This is a genomic window from Streptomyces solitudinis (assembly GCF_036323765.1).
Lineage (GTDB): Bacteria > Actinomycetota > Actinomycetes > Streptomycetales > Streptomycetaceae > Streptomyces.
The window spans coordinates 18,581-33,101 of record NZ_JAZDCW010000001.1; the positions used below are offsets into that span (position 1 = coordinate 18,581).

General features: G+C 73.9%; 11 protein-coding genes. 8 read left to right on the forward strand and 3 right to left on the reverse strand.

What is annotated here, in order from left to right:
* Positions 1-4 precede the first annotated feature (4 nt).
* Positions 5-4,594, reverse strand: coding sequence for an ATP-dependent helicase (locus tag V1J52_RS00065; RefSeq protein ID WP_330137407.1), 4,590 nt, complete (start codon positions 4,592-4,594; stop codon positions 5-7).
* A gap of 74 nt (positions 4,595-4,668) precedes the next feature.
* Between V1J52_RS00065 and V1J52_RS00070 the strand changes: the two genes are divergently transcribed.
* From V1J52_RS00070 to recX, 3 genes are all read left to right on the forward strand, one after another.
* Positions 4,669-4,863: a DUF3046 domain-containing protein gene (locus V1J52_RS00070; protein WP_330137408.1), complete on the forward strand. Its 195-nt coding sequence runs from the start codon at positions 4,669-4,671 to the stop codon at positions 4,861-4,863.
* 236 nt (positions 4,864-5,099) lie between these two features.
* Positions 5,100-6,248, forward strand: a complete 1,149-nt coding sequence (recA, locus tag V1J52_RS00075; protein ID WP_330137409.1) for a recombinase RecA — start codon at positions 5,100-5,102, stop codon at positions 6,246-6,248.
* 12 nt (positions 6,249-6,260) lie between these two features.
* On the forward strand, positions 6,261-6,872 hold the full coding sequence (gene recX, locus V1J52_RS00080) for a recombination regulator RecX (RefSeq protein ID WP_330137410.1): 612 nt from the start codon (positions 6,261-6,263) through the stop codon (positions 6,870-6,872).
* 119 nt (positions 6,873-6,991) lie between these two features.
* On the opposite strand, the gene V1J52_RS00085 is transcribed toward recX, so the two are convergent.
* On the reverse strand, positions 6,992-8,422 hold the full coding sequence (locus V1J52_RS00085) for a sensor histidine kinase (RefSeq protein ID WP_330137411.1): 1,431 nt from the start codon (positions 8,420-8,422) through the stop codon (positions 6,992-6,994).
* A gap of 18 nt (positions 8,423-8,440) precedes the next feature.
* On the reverse strand, positions 8,441-9,154 hold the full coding sequence (locus tag V1J52_RS00090; protein WP_330137412.1) for a response regulator transcription factor: 714 nt from the start codon (positions 9,152-9,154) through the stop codon (positions 8,441-8,443).
* A gap of 242 nt (positions 9,155-9,396) precedes the next feature.
* Between V1J52_RS00090 and V1J52_RS00095 the strand changes: the two genes are divergently transcribed.
* From V1J52_RS00095 to V1J52_RS00115, 5 genes are all read left to right on the forward strand, one after another.
* A complete protein-coding gene (locus V1J52_RS00095) occupies positions 9,397-10,170 on the forward strand; it encodes an amino acid ABC transporter ATP-binding protein (RefSeq protein ID WP_330137413.1) in 774 nt (257 codons plus the stop codon).
* A 47-nt stretch (positions 10,171-10,217) separates the two neighbouring features.
* Complete coding sequence (locus V1J52_RS00100) at positions 10,218-11,135, forward strand: glutamate ABC transporter substrate-binding protein (RefSeq protein WP_330137414.1); 918 nt, start codon at positions 10,218-10,220, stop codon at positions 11,133-11,135.
* Between the two features lie 97 nt (positions 11,136-11,232).
* A complete protein-coding gene (locus V1J52_RS00105; protein ID WP_330137415.1) occupies positions 11,233-11,880 on the forward strand; it encodes an amino acid ABC transporter permease in 648 nt (215 codons plus the stop codon).
* Positions 11,877-12,740 (forward strand): amino acid ABC transporter permease, encoded by an 864-nt coding sequence (locus V1J52_RS00110; RefSeq protein WP_330137416.1) that lies wholly within the window; start codon positions 11,877-11,879, stop codon positions 12,738-12,740. Before V1J52_RS00105 ends, V1J52_RS00110 begins: the two co-directional genes overlap by 4 nt.
* A 201-nt stretch (positions 12,741-12,941) precedes the next feature.
* Positions 12,942-14,483 (forward strand): FAD-dependent monooxygenase, encoded by a 1,542-nt coding sequence (locus V1J52_RS00115; protein ID WP_330137417.1) that lies wholly within the window; start codon positions 12,942-12,944, stop codon positions 14,481-14,483.
* Positions 14,484-14,521 lie beyond the last annotated feature (38 nt).

The following is a 14,521-nucleotide window of genomic DNA, read 5'->3' on the forward strand; positions in this document are numbered from 1 at the left end:
CCCCTCACGCCCGCAGCCGCAGGCCGCGCGGGGTGGCGTGGAAGCCCGCGGCCTCCAGCGCCCCGCCCAGCGGGGCCGTCAGCACCGGAGCGCCGTTGGCGCGCTCGACGGTGAGGGTGCCCAGGGACCCGGCGCGGGCGGCACCGGCCAGCGCCGCCGCGGCGGCCTCCAGCGGCGCCCCCTCGCACCAGGCCAGCAGCGACCTGCCGCCCCGCTCCAGGTAGAGGACCAGCTCACCGTCGACCAGGACGACCAGGGCACCCGCCTTGCGGCCAGGCTTGTGCCCCGCGCCCTCCGGCGGCTCCGGCCAGGGGAGGGCGGCCCCGTAGGCGTTGGCCGGGTCCGCGGCGGCGAGCACCAGCGCGCGGTGCTGCGGCTCCCGCTCCCTGGCGGTGTGGACGGCGCGCAGCCGGTCCACCGCGCCGTCCACCGCGAACTGCGCGGCCCCCAGGTGCTCCACGACGTAGCCCCGGCGGGCCTGGCCGCTCTCCTCGAAGGCCGACAGCACCCGGTACGCCGCGGCGAAACCGCCCGCGACGCCCTCCGCGGCGACGGCGCCGCGCGTGACGACGCCGTGGCGGTCCAGCAGGGTACGGGCCAGGGCGTGCGCGCGCACCGTGGCGTCCTCCTCGCGCGGCGGGAGCAGCGACCACCGCCCGGCGACCGTCGGCGGGCCGCCCCGCGAGGCCGTCCGCACGCCGAGCGAGCCGTAGCGCCCACGCGGCACGGTGCGCCGGGCCCGGTGCGCGGTGGACCCGGCGGTGCGCCCGGAGCCCAGGAGGCTGCGCAGCGGCGCGAGGCTGTCGTTGGTGAGCCGCCCGGACCAGGCCAGCTCCCAGACGGCGTCGGCGAGCTGCGGGTCGGTGACCTCCGGTTCGACGGCGCGGACGTGCTCGGCGAGCTGCCGGAAGAACAGCCCGTAGCCGCCCGCCAGCGCGTCCAGCACCGCGCGGTGCCGGGCTGTCAGCTCCAGCGGGTGCGGTTCGGGCAGCAGCAGCGGGGCGGCGTCCGCCGGGTAGAGCGCCACCCACCCGTCCTTGCCCGGCAGCGCCCCGGCACCCGCCCACACCACCTCACCCGTCGTCGTCAGCTCGTCCAGCAGGCCCGGCGCGTATCCGGGGACCCGGCCGGGCAGCACCAGCCGCTCCAGCGCGGAGGCGGGCACGGCGACGCCCTGGAGCTGTTCGACGGCGCGGGCCAGGCCGTCGGCGCCGCGCAGCCCCCCGGCCCCCAGGTGCTGCCACTGCGGCAGGAACGCGGCCAGCGCCGGGGCGGGCACCGGTTCCAGCTCCTGGCGCAGGGCGGCCAGGGACCGGCGCCGCAGCCGCCGCAGCACCGCCGGATCGCACCACTCCTGGCCGGCCCCCGCCGGGTGGAACTCGCCCTGGAGCAGCCGGCCCTCGGCGGCCATGCGGTGCAGCGCGGCATCCGTGACGGCGCTGCCCAGACCGAAGCGGTCCGACGCCTCCTGCGTGGTGAACGGGCCGTGGGTGCGGGCGTAGCGGGCGAGCAGATCACCCAGCGGATCGGCCACCGGCTCGGTGAACGCCTCGGGCACGCCGACCGGCAGGGCGGCGCCCAGTGCGTCCCGCAGCCGCCCGGCGTCCTCCACGGCCGCCCAGTGCTCCCGCCCCGCGATCCGGACGGCGATGGCCCGGCGGGCGCCCGCCAGCTCGGCCGCCCAGCCCGGCCCGGCGCCCCGTTCGGCCAGCTCCGCTTCGGTGAGCGGGCCCAGCAGCCGCAGCGCGTCGGCGACGGCCTCCACGTCCTTCAGGCGGCGGTCCTCGGTGCGCCACCGCAGCTCGGCCTCCAGCTCCGCCAGCACGTCCGCGTCCAGCAGTTCCCGCAGCTCCGCGCGGCCGAGCAGCTCGGCCAGCAGCCGGGAGTCCAGCGACAGGGCGGCGGCCCGGCGCTCGGCGAGCGGGGTGTCGCCCTCGTACAGGAACTGGGCGACGTAGCCGAACAGCAGCGAACGGGCGAAGGGCGAGGGCTCGGGCGTGGTGACCTCCACCAGGCGCACCCGGCGGGCGGCCACGTCGCCCATGAGTTCGGCGAGGCCGGGGACGTCGAACACGTCCTGCAGGCACTCGCGCACCGCCTCCAGGACGATGGGGAACGACCCGAAGTCGCTCGCCACCTGAAGGAGGTGCGAGGCGCGCTGCCGCTGCTGCCACAGCGGGGTGCGCCGGCCGGGATCGCGCCGGGGCAGCAGCAGCGCGCGGGCGGCACACTCCCGGAAGCGGGCGGCGAACAGCGCGGAGCCGCCGACCTGCTCGGTGACCGTCCCGTCGACCTCCTCCTGCGCGAACAGCACGTCCTGGGCGCCGACGGGCGCCTGCTCCCGCTCCGTCCCGGCGTCCGCGAACGTGTCGTCCGCGGCGTCCAGGCCCAGCAGGTCCGCGTCGGGCAGGCGCAGCACGATGCCGTCGTCGGCGTGCATGACCTGCGCGTCCAGTCCGTACCGTTCGGTGAGGCGGGCGCCGAGTGCCAGCGCCCACGGCGCGTGCACCTGCGCCCCGAACGGGGAGTGGACGACGACGCGCCAGTCGCCCAGCTCGTCGCGGAACCGCTCCACGACGATGGTGCGGTCGTCCGGGACGTGGCCGCAGGCAGCGCGCTGCTCCGCCAGGTACGCCAGCAGGTTCCGCACGGCCAGTGCGTCCAGGCCCGCCGACGCCAGGCGCGCCGTGGCCGCGTCCTCGTCCAGCGCGCCCACCTCGCGCAGGAAGGCGCCCAGCGCCCGGCCCAGCTCCAGCGGCCTGCCGAGCTGGTCGCCCTTCCAGAACGGCAGGCGGCCGGGCACACCGGGCGCGGGGGAGACCAGGACGCGGTCGCGGGTGATGTCCTCGATGCGCCAGGACGTGGTGCCCAGCGTGAAGACGTCCCCCACCCGGGACTCGTACACCATCTCCTCGTCCAGCTCGCCGACCCGGCCGCCGCCCTTCTTCGGGTCGGATCCGGCGAGGAAGACGCCGAACAGGCCGCGGTCGGGAATGGTGCCGCCCGAGGTGACGGCCAGGCGCTGCGCGCCGGGGCGCGCGGTGACGGTGTGGGCGACGCGGTCCCACACCAGGCGCGGGCGCAGCTCGGCGAACGCGTCGGACGGATAGCGCCCCGCGAGCATGTCCAGCACACCGGTGTACGCGGACTCCGGGAGGGCGGCGAAGGGCGCGGCACGGCGTACCACGGCCAGCAGCTCGGCCACGTCCCAGGTGTCCATGGCGGCCATGGCGACGATCTGCTGGGCCAGCACGTCCAGCGGGTTCGCCGGCACGCGCAGCGCCTCGATCGCGCCCAGCCGCATCCGCTCCGTCACCACGGCGGACTGCACCAGGTCCCCGCGGTACTTCGGGAAGACGACCCCCGCCGAGACGGCGCCCACCTGGTGCCCCGCACGGCCCACGCGTTGCAGCCCCGAGGCCACCGAGGGTGGCGACTCCACCTGGATCACCAGGTCCACCGCGCCCATGTCGATGCCCAGCTCCAGGCTGGAGGTGGCCACGACCGCGCGCAGCCGCCCGGCCTTCAGGTCCTCCTCGACCTGGGCGCGCTGCTCCTTGGAGACGGAGCCGTGGTGCGCCCGTGCCAGCACCGGCGGTGCCCCCTCCGCCGCGCCCGAGGCGCCCATCAGCTCGGCCGGGACGTGGTCCCTGGGCAGCGGCTCACCGGTGGCCCGCTCGTGGGCGATCTCGTTCAGCCGGTTGCACAGCCGCTCGGCCAGCCGCCGGGAGTTGACGAAGACGATGGTGGAACGGTGGCGTTCGACCAGGTCGGTGATGCGCTCCTCCACCGACGGCCAGATCGACGGCTTGGCGGTGACGTCCTCGTCCGGCACCGGGGAGCCGCCCAGCTCGCCCATGTCCTCCACGGGCACGACGACCTGGAGGGCGAACTCCTTCTCCGAGGGCGGCTGGACGATCGTGACCGCGCGCTGCGGGGACAGGAACCGCGCGACCTCCTCGACGGGCCGCACGGTGGCGGACAGGCCGATGCGGCGCGCCGGGCGGTCCAGCAGCGCGTCGAGCCGTTCGAGGGACAGCGCGAGGTGCGCGCCGCGCTTGGTGCCGGCGACGGCGTGCACCTCGTCCAGGATGACCGTCTCCACGCCGCTGAGCGCCTCGCGTGCCTGCGAGGTGAGCATGAGGAACAGCGACTCGGGCGTGGTGATGAGGATGTCCGGCGGGCGGCGGGCGAGCGAGCGCCGCTCGGCCGCCGGGGTGTCGCCGGAGCGGATCGCCACCCGGATCCCGGGCTCGGGCAGCCCCAGGCGCAGGGACTCCTGGCGGATGCCGGTCAGCGGGCTGCGCAGGTTGCGCTCGACGTCCACCGCCAGGGCCTTCAGCGGTGAGACGTACAGCACCCGGCAGCGGCGCAGCGGTTCGGCGGGCGGCGGCTCGGCGGCCAGCCGGTCCAGCGAGGCGAGGAACGCCGCCAGCGTCTTGCCCGAGCCGGTGGGCGCGACGACCAGGGCGTCCGTGCCCTGGGCCAGCGCCTGCCAGGCGCCCTCCTGCGCGGCGGTGGGCGCGCGGAAGGCCCCCGCGAACCAGGCGCGCGTCGCGGGGGAGAAGCCGTCGAGTGCGGCGGAGTGACGCATGACCCCATCGTGCACCCGGCCACCGACAACGGCCCGTGCCGCCGGACGCCGTGCCGGTGCGGGATACTGGACGCATGCGGCTGACGGACTTCTGGGAGCGGATGGCGGCGCACTTCGGCGGTGCGTACGCCGATTCCTTCGCCCGCGACCACGTGATGTCCGAGCTGGGCGGGCGGACGGTGTACGAGGCGCTGGACGCCGGGTGGAACGCGAAGGACGTGTGGCGGGCGGTGTGCGCGGCCATGGAGGTCCCGGGGCACCTGCGCTGACCCGGCCTTCCTTCATCCCTTCAGGGCGCCGGCTTCTCCACAACCCGGTGGTAACCGGATGTGACCTGCGGCTTTGCGGTATCCACAGGGGCGGCGCGGCTACTTGACACGGAAATCGAACATGGATTCCCATGGACGCGGCGGAGGAGGTCAGGCGGCCCGTCCGGACCGATTGTCAGTGGCAGCCGCTAGCGTCTGTGGACGTGAAGCGATCGAATCAGAAACCGGTGGCACCCATGGCAGGAACCGACCGCGAGAAGGCGCTCGACGCCGCGCTCGCACAGATTGAACGGCAGTTCGGCAAGGGCGCCGTCATGCGCCTCGGCGAGCGTCCGGACGAGCCCATCGAGGTCATCCCCACCGGCTCGACCGCGCTGGACGTCGCCCTCGGCGTCGGCGGCCTGCCCCGGGGCCGGGTCGTCGAGGTGTACGGCCCGGAGTCCAGCGGCAAGACGACGCTCACGCTGCACGCGGTCGCCAACGCCCAGAAGGCCGGCGGCACGGTCGCCTTCGTCGACGCCGAGCACGCGCTGGACCCCGAGTACGCCAAGAAGCTCGGCGTGGACGTCGACCAGCTCATCCTGTCCCAGCCGGACAACGGCGAGCAGGCGCTGGAGATCACCGACATGCTCATCAGGTCCGGTGCGCTGGACCTGATCGTGATCGACTCGGTGGCCGCCCTGGTGCCCCGCGCGGAGATCGAGGGCGAGATGGGCGACTCCCACGTCGGCCTCCAGGCCCGGCTGATGAGCCAGGCCCTGCGCAAGATCACCGGTGCGCTGCACCAGTCCAGGACGACGGCGGTCTTCATCAACCAGCTCCGCGAGAAGGTCGGCGTCATGTTCGGCTCCCCGGAGACGACCACCGGCGGCCGGGCGCTGAAGTTCTACTCCTCGGTGCGGCTGGACATCCGGCGCATCGAGACGCTCAAGGACGGTACGGACGCCGTCGGCAACCGCACCCGCGTCAAGGTCGTCAAGAACAAGGTGGCCCCGCCCTTCAAGCAGGCGGAGTTCGACATCCTCTACGGCGTGGGCATCAGCCGCGAGGGCGGCCTCATCGACATGGGTGTGGAGAACGGCTTCGTCCGCAAGTCCGGCGCCTGGTACACCTACGAGGGTGACCAGCTCGGCCAGGGCAAGGAGAACGCCCGCAACTTCCTGCGGGACAACCCGGACCTGGCCAACGAGATCGAGAAGAAGATCAAGGAGAAGCTGGGCATCGGCCCCAGGACGCAGCAGCCCGAGGCCGAGCCCGGCCAGGACGCCGCGGCCGGGCCGCTGGCGGAGGCGGCGAAGGCCGAGCCCGCCGTGCCCGCCGCCAAGGCCACGGCGGTGACGGCCGCCAAGGGGAAGGCCACCAAGGCCGCCGCGGCCAAGAGCTAGTCCGGGCGCGGCATGACACGGCGCACCGAGTGGCCGGAGGGCGACGGCCCGGCTCCCCCGAACAGCGGTGGTGCCTCCTCGTCGAGGGCCGAGGAGGCACCACCGCCTGCCCCGCGGGACCCGGTGGAGCAGGCCAGGGCCATCTGCCTGCGGCTGCTCACCGGTACCCCCCGCACCCGGCAGCAGCTCGCCGACGCCCTGCGCAAGCGCGGCATCCCCGACGAAGCGGCCGACGAGGTGCTGTCACGCTTCGAAGAGGTCGGCCTCATCGACGACGCGAGCTTCGCGGACGCCTGGGTGGAGTCCCGCCATCGCGGCCGGGGCCTCGCCCGCCGCGCCCTCGCCAGGGAGCTGCGCACCCGGGGCGTGGAATCAACCGTGATCGACGGGGCGCTCGGGCAGCTCGACTCCGCCCAGGAAGAGGAGACGGCCCGCGCCCTGGTGGAGCGCAGACTGCGCACCACCCGCGGCCTGCCGCCCGAGAAGCGGCTGCGGCGCCTCGCCGGGATGCTCGCCCGCCGCGGATATCCGGAGGGGCTCGCCCTGCGCGTCGTGCGGCAGGCCCTGGCGGAGGAGGGCGCCGAGGACGCGGAGACGCTGGAGAGATACCTGCCCGACGCCTGACCGCCGCCCCGGCCGCGCCGCCTGTTCCGGCTTCCGCTTCCGGCCCGGCCTCTCGTCCCGGCCCGGCCCCGCCCGTCCTCGCCCAGTCCGGAACGGCCCGGGGCAGCGGGAGCCCCGGCTCACCTCGCCGTGCGCGGCAGGGTGATCGTCACCCGCAGGCCGCGCTCCTCGCCGCAGGCATAGGCGATCGTCGCCTCGCCCGCCGCGAGCAGCGCACGGGCGATGGACAGTCCCAGCCCGGAACCGGAGACGTTCTGGTGGCGGCCGCTGCGCCAGAACCGGTCACCGACGCGCTCCAGCTCCTCCTCGGTGAGTCCGGGACCGCCGTCCAGCACCTCGACGGTCACGTGGTCGCCCGCCGCGGCCACCGTCACCGTCACCTCTCCGCCCTCCGGGGTGAACTTCACGGCGTTGTCCACGACGGCGTCCAGCGCGCTCGACAACGCCACCGGGTCGGCCCACCCCGTGACCGCCGCCGCGCCGGCCGTACGCAGCACCACCCCGCCGCGCTCGGCGACCGGACGCCACGCGGCGACGCGTTCGGCGGCGAGCGCCCCCACGTCCGTCAGCCGCAGGTCCGCAGGGCTGTGCTCGGCCGTCGCCAGGCCCAGCAGACCGTCCAGCACCCGGGCCAGCCGCTTGCCCTCGGCCTGCACCGAGGCGACGTCGGCGTGGCCCGGCGGCAGCTCCAGCCCCAGCAGCTCGATGCGCAGCAGCAACGCGGACAGCGGGTTGCGCAGCTGGTGCGAGGCGTCGGCGACGAAGGCGCGCTGCTGCTCCAGGACGTCCTCGACGTGGTCGGCCATCTCGTTGAAGGACCGCGCCAGCCGTTGCAGCTCCGGCGGCCCGCCGGCCGCGGCCACCCGCGAGGCGAGCCGTCCGGTGGCGATGCCGTGCGCGGCCTTGTCCAGATCGCGGACCGGGCGCAGCACCCAGCCGGCGAGCCGCGTGGCCGCCCCCAGGGCGAGCAGCATGGCCGCCGCCTCGCCGGCCACCAGCGGCAGCCAGTCGCGCAGGATGCGGGAGCGCAGCGGCCCGGTGGGGGAGTCGGTGAGGACGACGGCGACCACGTCGCCGTCCCGGATCACCGGCGAGGCCACGGCGATGCGGCTGCGCTGCCACGGCCACACCTGCGGCGGGTCGTGGCTGCGGCGGCCCGCCAGCGCCTCGGCGAACGCCGCCGCGCCCTCCCCCGTGCGGGGCACCCGCCAGCCGTCGGGCGAGGCGGCCATCGCCCGCCCGTCGCGGAAGAACACCCCCGCCCGGATGCCGTACAGCTCGTGGTAGCGGTCCAGTTCCTCGGTGAGTGTGGACAGCCGCTCGTCCTGCTCCTCCTCGGCGACGCGCGCCTCCGCGGCCGCCCGGGACAGCGGCGCGGGGCGGGCGGCGACGAACTGGGCGAGGGAGGCGAAGCGCGCCGTGTCATCGATCCGGTCGACGACGACCCGCTGCTGCTCGGTGGCGGCCATGCTGGCGGCCAGCGGGAAACCGAGGGCGAGCAGGACACCGGCCATCAGGACGATGAGCAGCGGCAGCAGGCGGGCGCGCACCGGCGGATCGCGCCGGGCTCAGGCGGCCGGTGCGGACAGCCGGTAGCCGACGCCGCGCACGGTCTCGATGAGCGCGGGCAGCCGCAGCTTGGACCGCAGCGAGGCCACGTGGACCTCCAGGGTCCGCCCCGTGCCCTCCCAGCTGGTGCGCCACACCTCGCTGATGATCTGCTCACGCCGGTAGACGACGCCTGGCCGCTGGGCGAGCAGCGCCAGCAGGTCGAACTCCTTGCGGGTGAGCGCGACGGGGACGCCCTCCACCGTCACCCGGCGGCCCGCGGCGTCGATCAGCACGGGACCCAGCCGCAGCAGCCCTCCTTCAGCGGGCTCCTCGGGCGTCTCCGGCGCGGGCGGCTCGCCAGCGGCGGAGCGGCGGCTGACGGCGTGTATGCGGGCCAGCAGCTCACCGGTGTCGTAGGGCTTGACGACGTAGTCGTCCGCCCCGAGGTTGAGCCCGTGGATGCGCGAGCGCACGTCGGCCCGGGCCGTCACCATGATCACAGGGGTGGCGGTGCGGCGCCGGATGCTGCCGCACACCTCGAAGCCGTCCCGGTCGGGCAGGCCGAGGTCCAGCAGGACCACGGCGAAGGGCGTTCCCCTGCCGTCCGGCAGCAGGTGCTCCAGCGCCTCCTCGCCGCTGCGGGCGTGGACGACGTCGAAGCCGTGGCGTGCGAGGACGGCGCAGAGCGCGGCGGCGACGTGGTCGTCGTCCTCCACCAGCAGCAACCGCATGCCGTCTCCTCTTCCGTCTTCCGCTCCTGCATCCACGCCCACCCGCGGGGTTTGCGTCAAGTGCACACGGGGGACACCGGAACTTCCGTTATGCACCCGGTACGCTCCCCGGTCATGCGATCACAGAACGTGCCCGGCCGTGGCCTGATCGTTATGCTCAATTTCCCCTCAGATGTGCTGACGCTGGTTCCCGCTGGTCACTAAGGTCCCCTCAACCGACGAGGACGGAGCAAGTGACGCCGATGAGCGCAGTACCGGTGACGAAGGACGCCGAGGCGGCGGACCCGCTGGTCGTGCTGGACAACGTCAACAAGCACTTCGGTGCGCTGCACGTGCTCCAGGACATCGACCTGACCATCGCCCGGGGTGAGGTGGTCGTCGTGATCGGGCCCTCGGGGTCCGGCAAATCCACCCTGTGCCGCACCATCAACCGTCTGGAGACGGTCGACTCGGGCGCGATCTCCATCGACGGCAGGCCGCTGCCCGCCGAGGGCAGGGAGCTGGCGAGGCTGCGTGCGGACGTGGGCATGGTCTTCCAGACCTTCAACCTCTTCGCGCACAAGACGGTCCTGCAGAACGTCACGCTGGGCCAGCTGAAGGTGCGCCGCAAGCCCAAGGCGGAGGCCGAGGAGCGGGCCCGCGCCCTGCTGGACCGGGTGGGCGTGGGGAGCCAGGCCGACAAGTACCCCGCCCAGCTCTCCGGCGGCCAGCAGCAGCGGGTGGCCATCGCCCGCGCCCTGGCGATGGAGCCGAAGGTGATGCTCTTCGACGAGCCGACCTCCGCGCTCGACCCGGAGATGATCAACGAGGTCCTGGAGGTCATGCAGCAGCTGGCCAGGGACGGCATGACGATGATCGTCGTCACGCACGAGATGGGCTTCGCCCGCTCCGCCGCGAACCGCGTGGTCTTCATGGCCGACGGGCGGATCGTCGAGGAGGCCACGCCCGACCAGTTCTTCAGCAACCCCCGCAGCGACCGGGCCAAGGACTTCCTCTCCAAGATCCTGGCGCACTGACCAACCTGCCCGGCGGGCCACGCCCACCTCATCCCAAGGGAATCCACATGAAACTCCGCAAGACCGGTGCCGCGGCAGCCGCTGCGATCGTCCTCTCCCTCGCCGCCACGGCCTGCGGCGGCAAGGAGGGGGACCCGGGCGACGAGAGCGGCGCCGACAGCCCCGAGCTTCCCACCTACGCCGTGGCCGAGAACGTCGACATCGACTCGTCCGTGCTCAAGGCGGCGCAGGACCGGGGCAAGCTCGTCATCGGCTCCAAGGCCGACCAGCCCTTCCTCGGCTTCCAGGACCCGCGCACCAAGGAGTACGAGGGCTTCGACGTCGAGATCGCGAAGATGATCGCGGCGAGCCTGGGCTTCGACCCGGAGAAGGAGATCGAGTTCAAGACCATCGACTCCTCGATCCGGGAGACCGCCGTGGCCAACGGCCAGGTGGACCTCATGATCGGTACGTACACGATCAACGACGAGCGCAAGAACCAGGTCGACTTCGCCGGCCCGTACTACATGGCGGGCCAGGACCTCCTCGTGCGGAAGGACGAGGAGGAGATCAAGGGCCCGGACACCATCCAGGGCAAGACCGTGTGCTCCATCAAGGGTTCCACGCCGCTGCGCAACATCACCGAGAACAAGGACCGGTTCGGCGCCGACACGGTCGAGCTCGGGAAGTACACCGACTGCGTCAAGCAGCTCGTCGACGGGCAGGTCGACGCGATGACGACGGACGACGCGATCCTCAAGGGCTACGCCGCCCAGCGGCCGGACGACCTGAAGGTGGTCGGCGAGACCTTCAGCGAGGAGCCGTACGGCATCGGCCTGAAGAAGGGCGACGACGCCCTGCGCGAGGCGGTCAACGACGCGATCCAGAGCCACATCGACAACGGCGACTACCGCAAGGCGTACGACGCGACACTCGGCCAGTCGGGCTCGGAGTTCACCGAACCGCCCGCCCTCGACCGGTACTGACAACTCTCGTGTGCCCCGCACGACCGCGCGGTGGTGCGGGGCACACCCTTCAGGCAGCAGCCCCTGACTGCCCGCGCGGAGGAGTCGCGGAGAACCTATGAACGTTTTGGTCGACAATTTCGCGCTGTTCCGCGAAGGATTCATCGGCACCGTCTCGCTCACGGTGGTCAGTGCCCTGATCGCGCTGGTCCTGGGGCTGCTCGTCGCGGGCTGCCGGGTCTCCCCGGTGCCCCCGCTGCGCGCCTTCGGCACGGCCTGGGTGACGGTGCTCCGCAACACCCCGCTGCTGCTGCTCTTCTTCGTGGCCTTCTTCATCCTGCCCGAGGTGCTCTTCCCCGGGATGAGCCCCTACGTGCTGGCGATCCTCGCGCTCGGCTTCTACACCTCGTCGTTCGTGTGCGAGGCGGTGCGTTCGGGCATCAACACCGTGGCGGTCGGCCAGGCGGAGGCGGCCCGCAGCGTCGGCCTCACCTTCCTGCAGACGCTGCGCCTGGTCGTGCTGCCGCAGGCCACCAGGACCGTGCTGCCGCCCATGAGCAGCATCCTGATCGCCCTGACGAAGAACTCCGCGATCGCGGGGGCGTTCAGCAACACCGAACTCTTCGGCGCCCAGAAGGATCTGAGCGATATGGGATACAACATCATGATCGTCTTCTTCTGGATCGCCCTCGCCTACCTGATCATCACCTTCTCGATCAGCGGTCTGTTCCGGGCGCTTGAGCGGCAGATGGGGGTGGCACGGTGAGTTCCGTCCTGTACGACGCGCCCGGCCCCCGGGCGAAGCGGCGCAACCTGCTCATCTCCGTCATCGGCGGCCTGGCCGTGGCCGCCCTCCTCGTCTTCGGCATCGCCCGCGTCGCGGCCTCCGGCCAGCTCGACCCGGAGATGTGGGAGATGTTCCAGTACTCCGGGATCATCGACGGCATCCTCACCGGTCTGGTCAGCACGCTCAAGGCGTTCGTGCTCGCCGGTGTGCTGTCGCTGCTGCTGGCCGCTCTGCTCGCGGTGGCGCGCCTGTCGGACCACGCCCCGGTGCGGTGGTTCGCCACCGCGTTCATCGAGCTGTTCCGCGCGGTGCCGCTGCTCATCACGATCTTCGTCATCTGGGCCGGGTTCCTCACGAACCAGCCGATGTGGGCGCTGGTACTCGGTCTCACCGTCTACAACGGCGCCGTGCAGGCCGAAGTGCTGCGGGCGGGCATCCTCGCCGTCCCCCGGGGCCAGGTCGAGGCGGCCTACGCGCTGGGCATGAGCAAGACGCAGGTCATGCTCACCATCCAGATCCCGCAGGCGGTGCGGGCCATGCTGCCCGCCATGATCAGCCAGCTCGTGGTCACCCTGAAGGACACCTCGCTCGGCTACATCATCGTCTACGAGGAACTCCTCTACGCGGGGCAGCTCATCGCCCGCAACACCCTGATCGACGGCGACAACCCCTACGTCACCGTCATCATCGTGATCGGTGCCGTCTACATCGCGATGTGCATGGCCCTGTCCGCCCTCGCCAGCTGGATCGAGCGGCGCGGCCGCCGTACCCGGCCCGGGGTCAAGGTGGCCCACGCCGACGCGGTGGAGGTCGAGGACGCGCTCAGCGACGGCCGCTGAGGAGCGCGTTCCGCCCGCCGCCCGGCGGCCGGTCCGCCCGGCCAGGCGCACACCCACTGCCCGTACGGGCCGTCACTTGACGGCCCGTACGGGCAGTGGGTTGCATACGTCTGTGATCACGCCCCACGCCCGGCCGTCAGCCCTGAGTCCGCCGCACCATCCGGACCGGCGGGAAGGTGCGGACCTGACGGTCCCGGTGCCGTGGAACCGGTGATCGTCGTGGGCGCGGGCCCGGTCGGGCTCGCCCTCGCGCTGGGGCTCGCGCGCCACGAGGTGCCCTCGGTGGTGCTGGAGGCCGGGGACGGCGCCCCCGTCCCGCGTCCCGCCCGTACGTGCGTCCTGCGTTCCGACACCGCCGCGCTCGCGCAGCGGCTGGCCGGCGCCGCCGTGCTCACCGGCGCGCACTGGCGGGTCTGGCGCACGCTGCGCCGCAGGCAGACCGTCCACCAGGAGGACTTCCCGCCCGGCGACGCCCCCTTCCACCTCCACCAGCACGCCCTGACCGAAGCCCTCCGCACGGCCGCGCACCACAGCGAACTCGTCCGCGTCGCACCGCACAGCCGCCTGGTGGCCCTGGAACAGCGCGAGGACGGCGTGCGCGTCCGGACCGCGGGGCAGGGGGAGGCCGCCGTCGAGGGCAGCTACCTCGTCGGCTGCGACGGCGCGCGCTCCACCGTGCGCAAGCTGCTGGACGTGCGCTTCCCCGGACGCACGTCCGTCGAGCGGCACGCCGTCGCCACGCTCAGGGCGGCGCTGCCCTGGCCCGACGAGGCCCTGCTGCACCGCGACGTGCCCGGGGGTCCCGCCGAGGTGTGCGCCCGCTGTCTGCCCGGCGGACAGTGGCGGCTGGACTGGCCGCTGCCGCCGCGCGGCGACCTCGTCACCCCCGACGCCCTGCTCGAACGCGTCTACGCCACCCTCACCGCCTGGACGGGGGAGCGGGAGCCGTCCTACGAGCTGCTGGACACCGGGGTCCACACCGTGCACCAGCGGCTGGCCCGCCGCTGGCGCAGCGGGCGGGCCTTCCTCGCCGGGGACGCCGCCCGGCTGCTGGGTGCGCTCGGCACCCAGGGCGTGGACGAGGGGCTGCGCGACGCCGACAACCTGACCTGGAAGCTGGCCCTGGCCTGGCACCACGGCGCCTCCCCGGCCCTCCTGGACAGTTACCAGGACGAGCGGCGCGGCGCGTCCGTCGCCCGGCTGCGCGCCCTGGACCAGGCGCTGCCGCTGGTCCGGGGCGGCGCTCTGCGGTCGCTGCTGCCCGGCGGCCGGGGCCCGCTCACCCTGCTCACCGAAGGGCACCTGGGCCGCGGCGTCCTCGGCGCGCCCGGTGCCTACGGCGCCTCACCGCTGACGTACGGCGGCGGCGTGCCAGTGGGCACCGCGCCGGGCCAGGTGGCCGAGGACGTGCCCGTCACCACGCTCGACGGCGAGCGCCATCCGCTGCGGCAGCGGCTCGGCCGGGACCTGCTCGTGGTGCTGGTCGCCCCCGGCGCCCGCGTCTGGGACAGCCGCCACTGGACGCGGGCGGGCCTCATGCCGGAGCTGGCCGCCGCCGTGCGCGGCCTGCCGCTGCCCGCCGAGGTGCTCGTCACCGAGGCGTACCCGGACGCGGCGGCCCACACGGTGCTGCTCGTGCGCCCCGACGGCCACCTGGCCGCCGCCCTGCCCGCCGCCGATCCGGGCGCCCTGCGCCACGCCGCCGACGCCGTCCGCGGGGCCGCCCCCGGCGCGGAGCCGTGAGCGCCCCGGGGACGGCGCGCGCCGGAACCGGCGGTACG